The 17,173-nt window shown below is 74.0% G+C and carries 12 protein-coding genes; 6 read left to right on the forward strand and 6 right to left on the reverse strand.

Going from position 1 to position 17,173, the window contains the following annotated elements; genetic code table 11:
• Complete coding sequence (locus DP939_RS12530) at positions 1–3,723, reverse strand: S8 family peptidase (RefSeq protein WP_113980846.1); 3,723 nt, start codon at positions 3,721–3,723, stop codon at positions 1–3.
• A gap of 428 nt (positions 3,724–4,151) precedes the next feature.
• On the opposite strand from DP939_RS12530, the gene DP939_RS12535 reads away from it, so the two are divergent.
• Together DP939_RS12535 and cydB are read left to right on the forward strand one after the other, a co-directional pair.
• On the forward strand, positions 4,152–5,549 hold the full coding sequence (locus tag DP939_RS12535) for a cytochrome ubiquinol oxidase subunit I (protein ID WP_113980847.1): 1,398 nt from the start codon (positions 4,152–4,154) through the stop codon (positions 5,547–5,549).
• A gap of 12 nt (positions 5,550–5,561) precedes the next feature.
• A complete protein-coding gene (gene cydB, locus DP939_RS12540) occupies positions 5,562–6,491 on the forward strand; it encodes a cytochrome d ubiquinol oxidase subunit II (RefSeq protein WP_113980848.1) in 930 nt (309 codons plus the stop codon).
• 1 nt (position 6,492) lies between these two features.
• On the opposite strand, the gene cutA is transcribed toward cydB, so the two are convergent.
• The 5 genes from cutA to DP939_RS12565 form a co-directional block, all read right to left on the reverse strand.
• Complete coding sequence (cutA, locus tag DP939_RS12545) at positions 6,493–8,889, reverse strand: aerobic carbon-monoxide dehydrogenase large subunit (protein WP_113980849.1); 2,397 nt, start codon at positions 8,887–8,889, stop codon at positions 6,493–6,495.
• The gene (locus DP939_RS12550) at positions 8,886–9,464 is read right to left on the reverse strand and encodes a (2Fe-2S)-binding protein (protein WP_113980850.1); all 579 of its coding nucleotides are present in this window, start codon (positions 9,462–9,464) and stop codon (positions 8,886–8,888) included. Before DP939_RS12550 ends, cutA begins: the two co-directional genes overlap by 4 nt.
• Positions 9,457–10,314: an FAD binding domain-containing protein gene (locus tag DP939_RS12555; protein WP_113980851.1), complete on the reverse strand. Its 858-nt coding sequence runs from the start codon at positions 10,312–10,314 to the stop codon at positions 9,457–9,459. Before DP939_RS12555 ends, DP939_RS12550 begins: the two co-directional genes overlap by 8 nt.
• A gap of 105 nt (positions 10,315–10,419) precedes the next feature.
• Positions 10,420–10,638: an RNA-binding S4 domain-containing protein gene (locus DP939_RS12560; protein WP_113980852.1), complete on the reverse strand. Its 219-nt coding sequence runs from the start codon at positions 10,636–10,638 to the stop codon at positions 10,420–10,422.
• A gap of 30 nt (positions 10,639–10,668) precedes the next feature.
• Positions 10,669–12,267, reverse strand: coding sequence for a PucR family transcriptional regulator (locus tag DP939_RS12565; protein WP_113980853.1), 1,599 nt, complete (start codon positions 12,265–12,267; stop codon positions 10,669–10,671).
• 178 nt (positions 12,268–12,445) lie between these two features.
• Here DP939_RS12565 and DP939_RS12570 point away from each other — a divergent pair, with 178 nt between their 5' ends.
• From DP939_RS12570 to DP939_RS12585, 4 genes are all read left to right on the forward strand, one after another.
• Positions 12,446–13,339 (forward strand): DUF2877 domain-containing protein, encoded by an 894-nt coding sequence (locus DP939_RS12570; RefSeq protein ID WP_113980854.1) that lies wholly within the window; start codon positions 12,446–12,448, stop codon positions 13,337–13,339.
• Positions 13,336–13,638, forward strand: a complete 303-nt coding sequence (locus tag DP939_RS47795; protein WP_225878204.1) for a hypothetical protein — start codon at positions 13,336–13,338, stop codon at positions 13,636–13,638. The genes DP939_RS12570 and DP939_RS47795 overlap by 4 nt, the downstream gene beginning before the upstream one ends.
• A gap of 160 nt (positions 13,639–13,798) precedes the next feature.
• Positions 13,799–15,790, forward strand: coding sequence for a serine/threonine protein kinase (locus DP939_RS12580; protein WP_113980855.1), 1,992 nt, complete (start codon positions 13,799–13,801; stop codon positions 15,788–15,790).
• Positions 15,791–15,825: 35 nt separating this feature from the next.
• Complete coding sequence (locus tag DP939_RS12585) at positions 15,826–17,166, forward strand: MFS transporter (RefSeq protein WP_225878205.1); 1,341 nt, start codon at positions 15,826–15,828, stop codon at positions 17,164–17,166.
• Positions 17,167–17,173 lie beyond the last annotated feature (7 nt).

Below are 17,173 nucleotides of genomic sequence, written 5' to 3' on the forward strand. Positions count from 1 at the left end.
TCACTTCAGGGCGAAGGCCCTGATGACGGTCTGCTCGACCTTGGCGCCCGCCGCGTCCCAGGCGGTCACCCGCAGCGAGACGTGCCCGGTGCGGCGCTTGTGGTCGGCGCGGACCTGGTACCGGCCGTCGCCGCGCCGGTCCAGCCGGGCCTCGCTCCAGGTCGCCCCGTCGTCGTAGGAGAGCTGGACCTTGGCGCCCGCCATGCGCGGGGACGCCGCGCCGGTCGGGTGCCGCACGGTGAGGCCGAACGTGTGGCGTCCGTGGGCCCGTACGGCGTTGCGCAGGTCCACGCCGAGGTCGTAGTCGATCCGCAGCAGCGGCAGCACCTCCCGCTCGGCGGTGTGCGCCGAGGTGAAGGTGTGGGTGGTCGCCGTGCGGACGGCGGTCCCCCACCACTGCTCGGTGCGCTCACTGGTCTGCTCCAGGCGGTACGCGGCCCGCTCCGGCGGCATCGGCACGGCCGTGTTGTACAGCCGGTCGCCCTCGTGCAGCAGCGTGCCGTCGCGGTACAGCCGCGCGTGGGTGCGGTCGCCCGGAGTGGACACGAACCCGAAGTGGTCGGGGTCGGAGTCGCCGAACTCGGGCACGATGAACCGCGCGGTGTCGCCCGTGCGGAAGGGCGGCAGACCGTAGGGGGTGTGGCTGGGCGCGTCGATCCGCGGCTGGCCGGGGCCGCCGGGGGCGAACCAGTGCTCGGTGACCTTCTGCCCGGCCCGGTAGGTCCGGTCGCCGGTCATCAGCTCGCCGCGGCCGAAGCCCGAGCGGTCGGCGCGGACGCGCACGGAAAGGTCGCCGCCGGTCGTCCACTCGTCGCGGCTCATCGCCCCGTCGATCGTGGACGGCTTGACCGCCACGCCGCCCATGTACGGGCGGAAACTGGCCCGCGAGACCGAGCCCTGCTCATCGGTGGTGTCGTGGTAGTTCGCGTCGATCCTGGCCATGGTCCGCGGCGAGATGTCGTAGCGCAGGTCGCGCGGCACGCCGTCGCTCCAGCGGATCACGTCGTACCAGTAGGGGCTGACGGGCGTGCCCTCAAGGCGGACCCTGCGGGCCTTGCGCAGCTTGGCCGCCTCCTCGTACCCGGCGGTGAACGCGGGGGCCCCGAGGTCGAAGCCCCAGTACGACAGCGCGCCGGCGCGCTCGTTGTTGGCCAGTACCACGACGGCCGCGCCCGCCGCGATGGCGCTCTCCACGGCCGGGAACCCGGGCCGTCCCGACTGGTAGGTCAGCAGCGCGAGCCTGCCGCGCAGATCCACGCCGGTGAAGTCCTCGCGGGTGCCGCCGTCGAAGACCGGCAGGTCCAGCCGCCCGTCGAAGGCCGGGCCGTGTTCCATGTGGACCAGCCGGACCTTCTCACCGCGCGGGATCGTCCTGGCGGTGGCGACCGGCGCGTACAGGTCCCAGCGGTGGTAGACCTCGAACCAGCCGGACTTCGCCTTGGGGATGGGCGCGGCGTAGGCGCGTTCGGTGGCCCGGGTCATCATCCAGGAGGAGTGCAGCCCGCCCTGGCCTTCGGTGCCCTGCCGGATGTGCCCGATGGTGACCTGGGAGTGCTCGACCGGGCGCGCGGTGGAGAGCCTGATCTGGCCGGCCCGGCGTCCGTCGATGCGCACCGTGGCCGGGCCGGTGATCTTGACGTCCGGGTCGCCCGCGAAGACGAACTCGGCCGGGTGGATGCCGGGCTGCCTGCGCTCCAGCATGGTGGCCATCATCGAGTAGCGGCCCGCGGGGAGTTCGGCGCGCAGCGTGCCCTCGTCGGTGAAGGCGAGGTCGTGGAACTCGTCGGTGTCCAGGTTGAGGACGTCCAGGCCGGAGTCCGCGCCGGGCCTGCCGCCGTCCCGGTAGACCGCGTCGATCCGCACCGGGTACAGCTCGGGGGTGACGGACTGGGCGACCGCGACGGAGATCTCCGCGCCGGGGCCGGTGGCCCGCAGGTGGCCGCCGTAGCGGCCGTAGTCGCCCTTGGCGGGATCGACGGTGACCACCACAGGCGCCCGGCCGCCTGCCGGGATCTCGGTGCGCGCGGTGGAGAGGGCGAACATGCCCGCGGGGGCGGGGGCGCCCTTGGCGTCGCGTACGTCCAGGGCGAGGTCCAGCGCGGCGGGGGCGGTGCCGGTGTTGACCAGTTCCACGGTCGCGGTGCGGGGCTCGCTGCCGGCCATGGCCCGGGGCATGCTGAGCGTGCCGGGCTCGGCGTGGACCTGCTGGGACACCGCCCTGGCGGCGTCCAGCCGCCCCGAGCCCATCGCGTCCAGCGGGCCGTCCACCGGCTTGGCGGTGGAGACCAGCGCGGCCTTGAGCTGCGCCGGGGTCCAGTCGGGGTGGCGCTGGACGAGCAGCGCGGCGGCCCCCGCGACGTGCGGGGTCGCCATCGACGTGCCGTTCAGCGAGGTGTGCAGGTCGTCCACGGGGGTGCCGAGCGCGGTGCCCGCCGCGCGGGCGGCGACGATGCCGACGCCGGGGGCGGTGATCTCCGGCTTGAGCGCGTCGTCGCCGAGGCGCGGCCCGCGGGAGGAGAAGGACGCGAGTTCGTCGGTCTTGCTCACCGCGCCGACGGTGAGCGCCGAGTCGGCGGCGGCCGGGGAGGCGACGGTCCTGTCCTGCGGTCCGGAGTTGCCCGCGGCCACCACGAACAGCGCGCCCGATTCCTGCGACATGCCGTCCAGGGCGCGGCTCAGCGGGTCCTGGCCGTCGCTCGGCTCGCTGGTGCCGAGGCTCATGTTGATGACGTCCACCCGCTGGGCGGCGGCCCACTCCATGCCCGCGACGATCTGCGACAGCGAGCCCTCGCCCTTGGCGTTGAGCACCTTGCCGACGTACAGGGACGCGCCCGGGGCGACGCCCTTGCCCTTGCCGCCGGAGGCGGCCCCGCTGCCCGCGACGGTCGCGGCCACGTGCGTGCCGTGGCCGTTGCGGTCCACGGCGTCGGTGGTGTCGGTGAAGTCGGCCGTCTCGGCGATGCGGTCCTTGACGTCGGGGTGGGCGGGGTCGATGCCGGTGTCGAGCACGGCGACCTTGACGCCCTTGCCGTCGAAGCCCGCCTGCCAGGCGGCGGGCGCGCCGATCCGCGGCACGCTGTCGGCGAGTGTGGCCCGTACCGGGCGGTCCAGCCACACCTTGGCGTACGACGCGGCGGCCCGGCCGCGCTCCCCCGCCGAGATGGCGTTCCAGAACTCGGCGGCCTTGGCGGGCGGCCGTTCCACGGCGGTGGCCGAGGCGCTGCGCAGCACGCGCGTACGCCGCGCGCCCGCCGGGGCGGGCTGGGCGGCCAGCGTGCGCGCCGCGTCCTTGCCATAGGTGAGGACCAGCGGCAGCGCCGGGCGGTGCGCGTCGTCGTAGCCCGCCTCGATCAGGCCGGTGACGTTGAACAGCTCGCGGTCCAGCCGGTCGGCGGCGAGCAGCGGGCGCGCGTCCGAGGGCACCACGTACATGTCGCCGTGCCGCTCGGTGACCTTGAGGTCGGGCAGCGGCCGACCGGCGGGGCCGGGGCGGGGCGCGACCGCCCGCCGCCCGTCGGGGTAGGTCTGGACTTCGACGACGTCGCCGGTGATCAGTGTGAGCGTGTGCCTGGACGCCGGTGCGGCGGGCGCCGCACCGGGACTCTCCGGCTCCGCGCCCGCGGGCGCGGCGGGCCCGAGGGCCAGGCAGGCGGCCAGCAGCCCGGCCCCCGCCGTCACCGCGGCGACCCGGGGAACTCGGGTAACGCGGGAAAGTGGTCGCATCCTTGGGGTCCTCCCTGAATCCACGCGGTGGCCACGGGGGTGCGGCGCTACCACGCGGAGATCATGCTTGAGAAGAACGGATCTGCCGACAATCCTTTTTGACGGCGGTTATCCGTCATGTCGCCTTCTCGCCACCCAGCCGCCATGGGCGCGGGCTAATCCACCCCCCGGTGTAGTCCCAGATCAGCCGAGCGGGGGACGACCGCGCGGGGGCCGCTCGCGCAGGATGTGAACGTGCGGCACGAGGGGGTTCGGGCCGCACTGGAGGGGGTGCCGCCGGGCGGTCCCGCGCCGGGGGCGCGGGTCCGCCGGTGGTGTGACGAAGATCGCAGCGGTTCACGGCGCCACCCCGGCCCAATGCTCTACGGCTTGTAGTACTACTGAAGGTAGAACTACAGCTTGTAGAGCTTCGCTCGTGAGGGGGAAGATTGGAAGCCCTGGACCTGGCCCGGTGGCAGTTCGGGATCACCACCGTGTACCACTTTCTGTTCGTACCGCTGACCATCGGCCTGGGCGTCTTCGTGGCCGGTCTGCAGACGGCCTGGCACCGCACCGGCAAAGCGCACTACCTCACGCTGACCAAGTTCTTCGGCAAGCTGTTTCTGATCAACTTCGCCATGGGCGTGGTCACCGGCATCGTGCAGGAGTTCCAGTTCGGAATGAACTGGAGTGAGTACTCCATATTCGTCGGGGACGTCTTCGGCGCGCCGCTGGCGATGGAGGCGCTGCTGGCGTTCTTCCTTGAGTCGACGTTCCTGGGATTGTGGATCTTCGGCTGGGACCGGTTGCCCAAGCGCGTCCACCTGGCCACCATCTGGGCCGCGGCTATCGGCTCCAACCTGTCGGCGTACTTCATCCTCGCCGCCAACGCCTGGATGAAGCACCCGGTCGGGTACACCGTGGTGGACGGCAAGGCCCGGATGACCGACCTGTGGGCGGTGCTCACCAACTCCACGGCAGTCGCGCAGGTCCCCCACGTGGTGGGGGCGGCCTTCGTGGTGGCGGGCGGCTTCGTGATCGCCGTCAGCGGCTACCGCATCCTGCGCGAACGCCGGGCGGGCAACGGCGCCGACGCCCGGACCTGGCGCAGCGGCCTGCGCGCCGCGCTGGTCATGACGGCGGTGGCGGGGGCCGTGGTGGCCGGTACCGGCGACATGTCGGCCAAGCTGCTGCACGAGCAGCAGCCGATGAAGCTGGCCGCCGCCGAAGGGCTGCGCCACGACGAGAGCGGCGCGCCGTTCTCGGTCGTGCCCGGTGTGGAGATCCCCGGCCTGCTCAGCCTCCTGGCCACGAACGACCCCGGCGCGGTGATCCAGGGCGCCGACGACATCCAGCGCCGCTTCGCCGCCGAATTCGGGCCCGGCGACTACCAGCCGAACATGCCCGTCGTCTTCTGGTCCTTCCGGGTCATGATCGTGTTCGGCATGGCCACGGTGGGGCTCTCGCTGCTCGGCCTGTGGCTCACCCGCAAGCGCCGGCGCGGCGGCGAACGTCCGCTGCCCGCCTGGTTCGCCCGCGCATGCCTGCTCGCCCTGCCGCTGCCCACGCTCGCGGTGATCGCCGGCTGGCTGCTCAGCGAGATCGGCAGGCAGCCGTGGACCGTCGCCGGCGAACTGCTCACCGCGGCCAGCGTGTCGCCCGGCGTCAGCCTGACCGAGGTCGCCATCTCCCTCGCGGTCTTCACCGCCCTGTACGGCGTGCTCGCCGTCGCCGAGTTCGCGCTGCTGGCCCGCTACGTCAAGGCGGGGCCGCAGGAGGAGCCCGCCGTACGGCAGGGCCAGGACGACGACGACTCCCCCGCCCTCCAGCCCACCCTCATGTACTGATCTGGGGCACGCATGGAACTCACCACCGTCTGGTTCGTCATCATCGCCTTCCTGTGGACCGGCTACTTCGTCCTTGAGGGCTTCGACTTCGGCGTCGGGATGCTCGCGCCCGTCCTTTCCCGCAGCGAGCCCGAGCGCCGCCAGGTGCTCACCACCATCGGCCCGGTGTGGGACGGCAACGAGGTGTGGCTGATCACCGCGGTCGGCGCCATGTTCGCCGCGTTCCCCGCCTGGTACGCGGGCCTGTTCAGCACCTTCTACCTGCCGGTGCTGCTCGTCCTCGCCGGGCTGATCGTGCGCGGCGTCGCGCTGGAGTGGCGCGGGAAGGTCGCCACGGACCGCGAGCGGTCCTGGTGCGACCTGGCCATCTTCGCGGGCAGCGCGCTGCCGGCGTTCCTGTGGGGCGCGATCTTCGCGGCCGTGCTGACCGGCAGCGGCCCGGCCGCCATCGTCGGCGGGGTGTTCGCGCTGGCCCTGTGCCTGCTGCACGGCGCGGTGTTCCTCGCGCTGCGGACCGAGGGCCCGGTACGCCGGCGCGCCCGCCGGGCCGCGCTGACCGCCTCCCTGGCCGCCGTCCCCACCGGCGTGGCCGCCCTGTCGGCCATCCCCGCGGGCGGTTCCCCGCTGCTCTGGGCGGTCGCGCTGGCCGCGATGGCCGCCCTCGCCTCGGCGGTGGCGTTCGCCTGGCGGCGCCGGGAGGGCTGGGCGTTCGCGGCGACCGCGGGGGCCATCGCGCTGGGCACGGCGGCGCTGTTCGGCGCGCTGTGGCCGGAGCCGCTGCCCGGCCTCACGGTCACCGAGGCCGCCTCGGCCCCGTACACGCTGGGCGTGCTCACCTGGATCGGGCTGATCGCGCTGCCGTTCGTGATGGGCTACCAGGGCTGGACGTACTGGGTGTTCCGCAAGCGCGTGGCCAGCGCCCCGCTGTCCAAGGTCGGCTGACTCAGCGCGGCCGGGCGGCCTCCTCACGCAGCCGGAACAGGTCCGACGGGGACAGCGGCATCCGGTCGATGACGATGCCCTCGGCGTCCTCCACGGCTCCGGCGATGACCGCGGCCACCGGGATCACCCCCGCCTCCCCCGCGCCCTTGACGCCCAGCGGGTTCAGGGGGGAGGGGGTCTCCAGGTGGGCGGTCTCGATGTGCGGGATCTCGGTGGCGTAGGGCATCAGGAAGTCCATGAAGGAGGCGTTGCGGAGCTGGCCGTGGGAGTCGTAGGCCATCCGCTCGTACAGCGCGCCGCCGACGCCCTGCGCCACCCCGCCATGGATCTGGCCCTCCACGATCATCGGGTTGATCAGCCGCCCGCAGTCGTGGACCACCGCGTACCGCAGGATCTTGATCTCCGCCGTGTCCGGGTCGGTCTCCACGATCGCCGCGTGCATCCCCGAGGCGAACGTCGAGCGCAGCGGCGAGTAGTACGCGCGGCCCTCCAGCCCCGGCTCCTCGCCCTCGGCGATCGGCGGCCGGTCCGGATCGCCCGGCGCGGCGAACTGGGTGGCGCCGGCCGCCTGCTCGTCGAACGCGTAGCGCAGCGGGTTGGCCAGGGTGGCGACCGTGGCCAGCTCGATCCCCGCGCCGGGCGACCCGGCGACGCGGATCACGCCGTCCTCCACCACCAGGTCGGCCGGGTCGGCCTCCAGGGCCTCGGCGGCGATCCGCAGCGCCTTCTCGCGTACCTTGCGGCAGGCGAGCGCGATGGCGCTGCCGCTGACCACGGCGGCCCGGGAGGCGAACGTGCCGGTCGCGTAGCCGAGCCTGCGGGTGTCACCGGTCACCACCGAGACGCGGTCCAGTGGCACGCCCAGCTCGCCCGCCGCGATCTGCGCGAACACCGTCTCATGGCCCTGACCCTGTGAGGTCAGCCCGGTCGAGACGTGCACCCGCCCGTCGGAGGTGATCTGCACGTGGCCGCCCTCGTACGGCCCGACGCCGGTGCCCTCCACGTAGCAGCCGATGCCGATGCCGACCCGGCGTCCGTCGGCGGCGGCAGCGGCCCGGAACTCGGCGAAGGAGTCCCAGCCGATCAGCTCCTTGATCATCCGTAGCGACTCGGGGTAGTCGCCGCTGTCGTAGATCAGCGGGCGGCCGTCCTGGAAGGTCATGCGCTGGTCGTAGGGGAACTCGCCGGGCTGGATGAGGTTGGCCGCGCGTACCGCCGTACGGTCCAGGTCCAGGTAGGCGGCGATGCGGTCCATCGTCCGCTCCATGCAGAACACGCCCTGCGGGCGGCCCGCGCCCCGGTAGGGGGTGACCTGCACGGTGTTGGTGTAGACGGAGGAGAACTCCACCCGGTAGGCCCCGATCCGGTAGGGGCCGAGCAACTGGGTGGCGGTGACGATCGGGACGATGATGCCGTAGGGGGTGTAGGCGCCGTGGTCGTGCAGGATCGTGACGTCCAGGCCGAGCACCCGGCCCTCGCCGTCGAACCCGACCCGCACGAACTGCGCCTGCCCGCGCTCGTGCGATGAGGAGACGAAGTGCTCGCGGCGGTCCTCGGTCCACTTGACCTCCCGGCCGAGCGTCATCGCCGCCCAGGGGACCAGTACCTCCTCCGGCCACGGGTGCACGAGCTTGACGCCGAAGCCGCCGCCCACGTCGGGGGCGATCACCTCCACCGACGGCAGCGGCAGGCCCAGCCTGGCGGCGATGGCCATGCGCACGCCGGTCGAGGTCTGGGTGCTGGAGTAGACGCGCAGCGAACGGTCGTCGGGGTCCCAGCGGGCGAGCACGCCGCGGCCCTCCAGCGGCGTGGGCGCGCTGCGCTCGATGTCCAGCCGGAACGCCAGGGTGTACGGCGCGGACTCGATCACCTGCCGGGCCGACACCCCGGCCGCCGACGGCACCTCCTGCACCAGGTGCGCCGCCACGTTGCCGGGCACGTCCTCGTGTACGGCGGGGCCGCCCTCGGCCGCCTCCTCCACGCCCACCACGGGCGTGCGCGGCTCGTAGTCCACGCGGATCAGCGCGCAGGCGTCCTCGGCCAGGTAGCGGTCGCGGGCCACCACCATCGCCACCGGCTCCCCCACGTGCCTGACCACGTCCTTGGCCAGCGGGCGGGCCGTGCGCCCGTGCGCGAGCGCCGGGTGCGGGATCAGCATCGGCAGCGGCTCGGCGACCCGGGGCGGCAGGTCCTCGAAGGTGTAGACGGCCACCAGGCCATCGACGTCGAGCGCGCCGGACACGTCGATGTCGCGGATGCGCGCGTGCGCGTGCGGCGAGCGCACGAACGCCGCGGCCAGCGCGCCGGATCCGAGATCGTCGAGGTAACGCCCGTGCCCGGTGAGCAGCCGCGGATCCTCCCGCCGCCCGACCGGCTCGCCGAACAGGCTCGCCGTCACGACTCCTCCGCGATCAGGCCGGCCGCGCGGTGGACGGCCTTGACGATGTTCTGGTAGCCGGTGCAGCGGCACAGGTTGCCGGAGATGCCCTCGCGCACCCGGCGTTCGGTGGGCGTGGGGTCCTCCCGCAGCAGGGCGGTCACCGCGCACAGGAAGCCGGGGGTGCAGAAGCCGCACTGCAGGGCGTGGCACTCGGCGAAGGCCCGCTGCACGGGCGACATCGCGCCGTCCGCGCGGGCGAGTCCTTCGACCGTGGTGACCTCCCGGCCGTCCACGGTGACCGCGAGGGTCAGGCAGGAGCGGACCGGCTCGCCGTCCAGCAGTACGGTGCAGCAGCCGCACACGCCGTGCTCGCAGCCGACGTGAGTGCCGGTCAGGGCGAGGTCGTGGCGCAGGAAGTCCGACAGCAGGCGGCGGGGCGGCACGATCGCCCGCCGCCGCACGCCGTTGACCGTCAACTCCACGGGCAACTCCACGGGCAACTCCACGGGCAGCTCACCAGGCGGCCGGGCCGATGGGGCGGCAGGTGGGGCGGCGGGCGGCGGGGAGGCGTCCGGGCCGTCCTGGTCAGGCATCGGCGGCCCTCCTGGACGCCTCGGCCAGCGCCCGCTCGGTCAGGACCCCGGTCAGGTGCCGCCGGTAGGCGGCGCTCGCGTGGACGTCGTCCTCGGGCTCGATCCGCTCGCGTACGGTGTGCGCCGCCGCCGCCCAGTCGCCCGCGCCCGCCTCGGCGGTGACATCGACGACGATCGGGACCGGGCCGACGCCCGCGCACGCCACCCTGGCCTCCTCCAGCCCGAGGTCGGCGCGCATGGTGACCACCGCGGCCACCCCCGCCAGCGCGAAGTCGCCGTGCCGCCGCGACACCTCGTGGAAGGCCGTGCCGGTGCGCGGCGGCAGGGCCGGGAAGAGCGCCGAGACCGCGAGGTCGCCGGGCCCGGCGGCCACTTCCAGCGGACCGGTGAAGAACGCCCGCGCGGGCACGTCGCGCTCGCCGCCATCAGCGCTCGCCAGCCGTACCGAGCCGTCCAGCACCGCGAGCACGGCGGGCAGCTCGGCGGCCGGGTCGGCGTGGACCAGGCTGCCCACCACCGTGCCGCGGTTGCGGATCACCGGGTGGGCGACCAGCCGCAGCGCCTGGCGCAGCAGCGGCTGGACGGCGGCGGCCTCCTCGGAACGCTCCACGCGCGCCTGCCGGGTGAGCGCGCCGACGCGCACCCCGTCCGGCCCGGCGGTGAGGGTGTCCAGCCCCGCGACACGGTTGATGTCGACGACCGTGCCAGGGGCGGCGAGGCGCATGTTCAGCAGCGGGATCAGGCTCTGCCCGCCGGCCAGGACCTTGCCGTCCTCGCCCACCGCGGCGAGGTCGGCGAGCGCCTGCCCGACCTCGCGCGGCGCGCGGTACGCGAATGGAGGTGGCTTCACGCTCCCTCCAGTACCCAAGTCGCGGCGCGGTCCCCCGTCCCCCGGCCACGATCTTTCAATGCGATGATCTTCCACATCGTGGAAGACGGCCGGTGAGCGGCGGTGTCAGGTGGCCGCGACGACGCGGATCTGGAAGCCTTCGCCGGTGACGGTGTGCCCGGCGCGGATCTTGCGGGCCTTGCGGAGCTCCACCTCGCCGTCGACCATGACCTCGCCCTCGGCGACCAGGTGCTTGGCCGCGCCGCCGGTGTCGGTGACGCCGCACACCTTGAGCAGGTCGCACAGCGGAATGTATTCGGTCTCCAGCTCGAAGGTCTCGTTCACCCGGCCAGGATACGGCCCCGGCGGGCCCGCTCAGATGCCGCGCATGCGCAGGACGTGCAACGCGAGGGTCAGGTTGAGCCGCAGGTGCGCGTCGGCGGTGAAGCCGCCCAGGATGCGTTCCAGCTTGCCGATCCGGTAGCGCAGGGTGTTGTAGTGGAAGTGCAGCCGCCGCGCGGTCTCGGCCACGTTCAGGTTGGTGTCCAGCAGGACCTGAAGGGTGCGGCGCAAATCGGCGTTCTCGGGGTCGGCGTCGCCCGCCAGCGGGCCGAGCGTCTCGCGTACGAACGCGTGCAGCTCCTCGGTGTCGCTGACCAGGGACAGCAGCCGGTAGACGCCGAGCTGGTCGAAGTGGGCGACCGCGCCGGGGCCGTGCAGCTGGCGGCCGACCCTGGCGGCCTTGAGCGCCTGGTTGTACGCCTCGGGCAGCGCGTCGGGGCCGGGCGCGGTACGGCTGGTGCCGGTGGAGAAGGTGGCGGGCGGGCTGTCGGCGAACGCGGCGGCGGCGTCCTTGGCGACGCGGGCCGTCTCGGCGGAGGCGTCCACGACGGCGACCACCTCGTGGGAGAAGCCCGCCACCGCGCCCTTGGGGTCGTGCCTGCGCATGGCGGCGGTCCAGGAGGCCACCAGGCGGTCCTGGGCGGTGCGCTCGTCGCCCTCGGGGTCCAGCTCGGCGACCATGACGATCACCGGCCGGGCCAGGTCCCAGCCGAACGCCTGGGCCCGCGCCGCGACCCGCTCCGCCGTACCGGCCCGGCCGGTCAGCACGTCGCGCAGGAAGTCGGCGCGGTACTTGCTCTCCACCGCGTTGACCGCCTCCTGCCTGGTCACCACCAGGGCGGCGACCGTGGCGGCGCTCTCCAGGATGCCGACGTCGCTGTCCTGGATCGTGCCCGCCGGGCTGTAGGCGACCATCCGGCCGTGGTGGTGGCCGCCCGCCATGACCGGCACGGCGGCGATCGACCGCCCCGCCGGACCCGGGGCGGGCGGCGGGCCGCCCTCGGCCGCGAACCGGCGCAGCGCCGCCACATGCTCCTCCGGCCCGGCGGCGGCGAGGACCTGCCCGGTGCCGTCGAGCGTGGCCACCGCCACGTCGAGCAGCCCGGCCACCTCCGCGCTGACCTCGCGCAGCCCGCCCCCGGCCAGCACCACCGCGACCAGCGCGCGGTGCGCCTCCCCGGCCCTGGCCAGCACGGCGGCCTGCCGGTTGAGGATGTCGGTGAGCACCTGGTTGAGGATGTCGTCGAACCCGACGTCGCCCGGCAACTGGATCAGCGGGAAGCCCAGCCGGTCGGCCTGCTCGACCATCTCCTCGGGCAGTACGTCCACGTAGCGGCCCAGCTTGATGGCCATCGCGGCCAGGCCACGCTCGTCGAGGTCGGCGACCAGGCGGCCGAGCGACTGCGGGGTGTGGCGCAGCGGGTAGCCGGTGGTGAGCAGCAGTTCGTGCGGCTTGACCCAGGCCAGGATGTCGGGGACCTCCATCACGTTGAGCCGCTGCACGATCCGGCTCAGACCGGACTCTCCGGCGATCAGCCGCGCTCCGGTCAGGCTGGAGACGCCGAGCACCTCCCTTACCGAGACACCGTGGATGATCGTGCCGGTGCTCGCCAGGCGCGCAGGGGGGTTCATGAAGGAATTTTGACCGATGCTTCCTCTGTCAGGAAGAGCCAACCATCGAGCCGACTGTTGGCAGCTTTCTCCGTACGGGCGCCGGAAGCGCGCAATCTACTTTCGGATTCAAAGGTCACGCTCGGGGGGAGCATCCTGGTACCCGCTCGACGCGGGCCGATCCGATCAGGGAGGTCCGGTGACCGTTGGAACGCGCCCGAGGGCGCGGAGGGGGCCGATCCGCACGGGTCATCCCCCGGCGCAGGTCTCCGGCGCCGCCAGCAGCGCGCTCCGGCCCGTCTTCGAGGCGCCGCGCCGCCCGGCGCGGGTCCTCGCCGCCTTTCCCACCGGGATCTACCTGGAGATCCGGGCCGATCTGGAGCCGCGCGTCGTCGCCCTGGTGACCGGCGACGGGGCCCGGCTGCCCAACAGCGTGGTGCTCGGCGACCCGCTGCCCGGCGTCGCCGCGGGCGATGACGCCATGGTCGGCGAGGGCATGATCGAGCTGGGCGGATACGTCCTGCGTCCCCGCCGCTGGTGGAACCCCGCGCCGCCGCTCGGGCCGGTCGGCTCCGCCGGGCTGGCGCGGGCGGCCGAGACCATGGCCACGGTCTGCGCGCGCAGCCCGCGCCGTCCCGGCCTTGAGGACACCGGCGCGGCCACCCTGCTCGCCGACGGATGCGCGAGCGGTTCCCTGATCCGGATGATCACCGCGGCCGAGCACCTGGTCGGGCTCGGTCCAGGGCTCACGCCGAGCGGCGATGACATGCTGGCCGGGCTGCTGGTGGCGCTGCGCGGGCTGGGCGGGGCGAGCGGCGCTGCGCGGGCCGTGTGGACGGCCGGGTGGCTGGCCGCCGCCGTCACCTTCGACGCGCGCACCCGTACCACGCCGATCTCTGCGACCCTGCTGCACTGCGCCGCCAAGGGCGAGGCGAGCGCCGAGGTCATCGCGGTACTGCGCGGCGTGTGCGGACGCCAGGCCCTCGAACCCGCCCTCGCCCGGCTGCTGTCGCTCGGCCACACCTCGGGGGCCGACCTCGCGTGGGGACTGCGGGTGGGGCTCGCGGCCGTGCGCGGGCTGGCCGGGGCATGAGCGACCCGTTGCTGGTGCGCACCGGGGTCTACCACGCGCCGCGGATGTACGCGATCACGCTCACCGAGCACCCCGCGCCGGGGTTCCGCGGCACGCCCACGGGCGTCGACGTGGCGTTGGTCATGCGCACCGGCCTGCCCGGGAGGGACGCGGGCGTGGGGCAGGTCGGCGCGGGCCTGGCCGTACCGCCCGTATCGGCCTTCACCACCGCGTCGGCGGCGCTCGCCGAGGCCGTACCGCCGTCCGGCAGCGCCGCCACCTGGGCGTATCCCCGTCACCCCAGCTCAACGGACATTTAGCGGTTTGCCGTCACAGTGGGTGGCATCGCCTATTAGCATCCCGATAGCGTGTCGAGCCACGCATTATTCACAAATCATTGGATTCAGCAGAGGGCCGATGTGGCGCTGATGCCGCCGGGCACGGGCGTTTTCATTTGGTTCCCGGACACAGGGGCCTGGTATGACCGATCGCACGCTGGGCGATCTCCCCTCCGCGCCGCGAGGCGGTGACAGCGGGGGGCTCGCCGAAGGTCAGGGCCGGCTGGTGGGGAGGCGCTACCGCCTCGGGTCGCCGGTCGGCCGGGGCGGCATGGGGGTCGTCTGGCAGGCCCATGACGTACTGCTGGACCGGCCCGTGGCGGTCAAGGAGCTGATCCTGCCCTTCGGGCTCGACCACGCGGGCAAGCAGGTCGCGCACCGCCGGATGATCCGCGAGGCGCGTTCGGCCGCCCGGCTCAGCCACCCGGGCATCGTGACCGTCCACGACGTGGTCGAGGACGACGGGCGGCCCTGGATCGTGATGGAGCTGGTCCGCGCCTGGTCGCTGGAGCAGGCCGTACGCGAGACCGGCCCGCTGCCGGTGGCCCAGGCCGCCGAGATCGGCATCCGGGTGCTCGACGCGCTGCGCCACGCGCACGACGCCGGGATCCTGCACCGCGACGTCAAGCCGGGCAACGTGCTGCTGACCGCCGACCGGGTGGTGCTGACCGACTTCGGCATCGCGGCCATCGAGGGCGACGTGTCGGTGACGCAGACCGGGCTGCTGATGGGCTCCCCCGCCTACATCCCGCCGGAGCGGCTGCGCGGGCTGGCGATCACGCAGGCGGCCGACCTGTGGTCGTTCGGCGCGACGATGTACGCGGCGCTGGAGGGACGCCCGCCGTACGAGGGGCCGGACGCGGTGGCGGTGCTCGGCGCGGTGCTGACCGAGGAGCCCGCCCGCCCGGAGCGCGCGGGTGAACTGCTGCCGCTGATCGACGGGCTGTTGCGCAAGGACCCCGCGGCGCGGCTGTCGGCGTCGCAGGTGTCGGACATCCTGGAACAGGTGCTGCGCGGCCACGGGTCGGCCGGGCGGGCGTACCGCAACGCGGCGGGCCCGCCGTCCTACGAGCCCGCCCCGCCCGCGCACCTGCTGCCGCCGCTCGACCCGCCTTCGGGACCGATGCCCTCGCGGATCATCGAGACGCCCTCGGGGCCGGTCCGCATTCCCTACGACCCGGTGACGGGATTCAGCGGCGCACCCGAGACGTTCGGCCCGGAGCCGGACCCCTTCGGCGGGCCCTCCGGCGGCCATCAGACCTTGGGCGGCCACTCCGGACCGCATCGCACCGGCTATGACTCCCTGGCCAGCCCGTCCCAGCCGCTGCCCCCCGAGTTCGGCGGCCCGTCGGGGCCGCACCGCGCCGGGTACGACGCGCTGGCCAGCCCCTCCCAGCCCCTGGCCGCGGACTTCGGTGGTCCCTCCGGGGGGCACGATCTGCGCGGCGGTGGGCAGGCACGCCGCCCGGCCCCCAAGGGGCGGCACGACGGCGGTGAACGCCCGCCGGTCCGCACCCCCGTCAAGGCCGAGCGGCGGCCGGGGACGCGCGGGCGGCTGCTGATCGCGGGAGCGGGCCTGGCCGCCGTGGTCGTGGTGGCCGTGGTCCTGGTCCGGTCCGGCGACGCGCCCAGCGAGCAGGCGGTCCCGCCCGTCCCCACCGCGCAGTCCCCGACGAACGTCGTCGTGGGCGCCAAGGAGGTGCCCAAGGGGTTCGCGCTGCGCGAGAAGGGCGGCGTGGCGGCGGCGGTGCCGCGCGACTGGCGGGTCTCGGCCAAGGAGGGCCGGGTGACCTTCGCCGCCCCCGGCGACACCGAGCAGTCGGTGACCGTGGACAAGGCCGCCCCCGCCGCGGACGGCGGGATGGCGGCGCTGCGCAAGGCTCGGGAGTCCACCGAGCTCGCCGACTACATCCAGGTACGGCTGCAGGGCGTCACCTACGGGGCGTGGAAGGCCGCCGAGTGGGAGTACACGCACACGCTGACCAACGGGGTGCCGATGCACACGCTGGTTCGGTACGTGTCGGTGGACGCCGAGCGGGCCTACCGGATCACCTTCTCCATGCCGGACATGCGCTGGGACGACGGCGCCGACATCCGGCACACCTTCTTCGGCACGTTCGGCCCGGAGGACTGACCGGCCGAGGCCCGGACTGCTGGCACACTGCACTGGTGGCAGCAAAACCGACAAACCCCGAGAAACCCTCCGATTCGGTCATTGCACCGGCCCCCGCCGAGCCGTTCGCGTCACCCTCGATCCGCGCCGCCCAGCGCCGGACCCTCCTGGTCCTGACCGCCGCGCAGATCGTCGGCGGCGTCGGGGTGGCCCTCGGGCTCGCCCTGAGCGCCTGGGTCGTCTACAAGCTGTCCGGTTCCGAGCCGATCAGCGGCCTGGCCGGGACCGCCTCCGTGCTCGGCGCGGCGCTGCTGGCCGTACCGGCGGCCAAGGCCGCGAACACCGGAGGCCGCAGACGCGGCCTCGCCCTCGCCTACGGCTGCGCCGCCGCCGGCTGCCTGATCGCGGTCGCGGCCATCGCGGGCTCCTCCTGGCCGGGGCTGCTGTGCGGGCTGGTGCTCATGGGCGGCGGCAGCGCGGGCAACCTGGCGGCCCGCTACTCCGCCACCGACCTGTCGCCCCCGGGACACGCGGCCAGGCACCTGTCCCTGGTGGTCTGGTCGGCCACGATCGGCTCGGTACTCGGCCCCAACCTGGCCGAACCGGCCGAGGCGTTCGGGCCGCCGCTCGGCCTGCACCCGTGGACGGGACCGTTCCTGCTGGCCGCGGCGTCCTTCGCGGTCTCGCTGGCGGTCGTCTCGCTCGGGCTGCGCCCCGACCCGCTGCTCCTGGCCCGCCGCCTGGCCACCGCCGCAGGCCCGGCGGCCCCCGCCGAGGGCCGCGAACGCACGATGCGCGCCGCCTGGCAGGCCATCCGCGCGAGCGGCGCGGCCCGGAGGGCGCTGACCGCCATCGCGGTCACGCACACCGCGATGGTGTCGATCATGTCCATGACGCCGGTCCACCTGGACCACGGCGGCGCGGGCATCTCGGTGATCGGGCTGGTGCTCAGCCTGCACATCGCCGGGATGTACGCCCTGTCGCCGCTGGTCGGCTGGCTCGCCGACCGGATCGGCAGGCCCGCCGTGCTGCTGATCGGCATGGGCGTACTGCTGGCCGCCGCGGCGCTGTCCGGCACCGCGGGCGAACACGACATCGCCCAGATCACCGCCGGGCTCGTCCTGCTGGGCGTGGGCTGGTCATGCGGGCTGGTCGCCGGTTCGGCGCTGCTCACCGAGTCGGTCCCGATCGAGCGCCGGCCCGCCGTACAGGGCCTCTCCGACCTGCTGATGAACGTCTGCGGCGCGGCCGGCACGGTACTGGCGGGCGCGATCGTGGGCGGCCTGTCCTACGGCGCCCTGGGGCTCACCACCGGAATCATGGTGACCCTGTGCGCCATCCCACTGGCCGGAATGCTCACCTCGCGACCGCCCGCATCAGAAAACCGCCCCGGCTGACGCCGGC

The organism is Spongiactinospora rosea (assembly GCF_003315795.1).
In the GTDB taxonomy this organism is placed as follows: Bacteria; Actinomycetota; Actinomycetes; order Streptosporangiales; family Streptosporangiaceae; genus Spongiactinospora; species Spongiactinospora rosea.

Bases quoted from the DNA above. Each gene is read 5' to 3' on its own strand.
- DP939_RS12530 (WP_113980846.1), bottom strand. From the start codon at position 3,723: ATGCGACCACTTTCCCGCGTTACCCGAGTTCCCCGGGTCGCCGCGGTG.
- cydB (WP_113980848.1), top strand. From the start codon at position 5,562: ATGGAACTCACCACCGTCTGGTTCGTCATCATCGCCTTCCTGTGGACC.
- DP939_RS12550 (WP_113980850.1), bottom strand. From the start codon at position 9,464: ATGCCTGACCAGGACGGCCCGGACGCCTCCCCGCCGCCCGCCGCCCCA.
- DP939_RS12565 (WP_113980853.1), bottom strand. From the start codon at position 12,267: ATGAACCCCCCTGCGCGCCTGGCGAGCACCGGCACGATCATCCACGGT.
- DP939_RS47795 (WP_225878204.1), top strand. From the start codon at position 13,336: ATGAGCGACCCGTTGCTGGTGCGCACCGGGGTCTACCACGCGCCGCGG.
- DP939_RS12580 (WP_113980855.1), top strand. From the start codon at position 13,799: ATGACCGATCGCACGCTGGGCGATCTCCCCTCCGCGCCGCGAGGCGGT.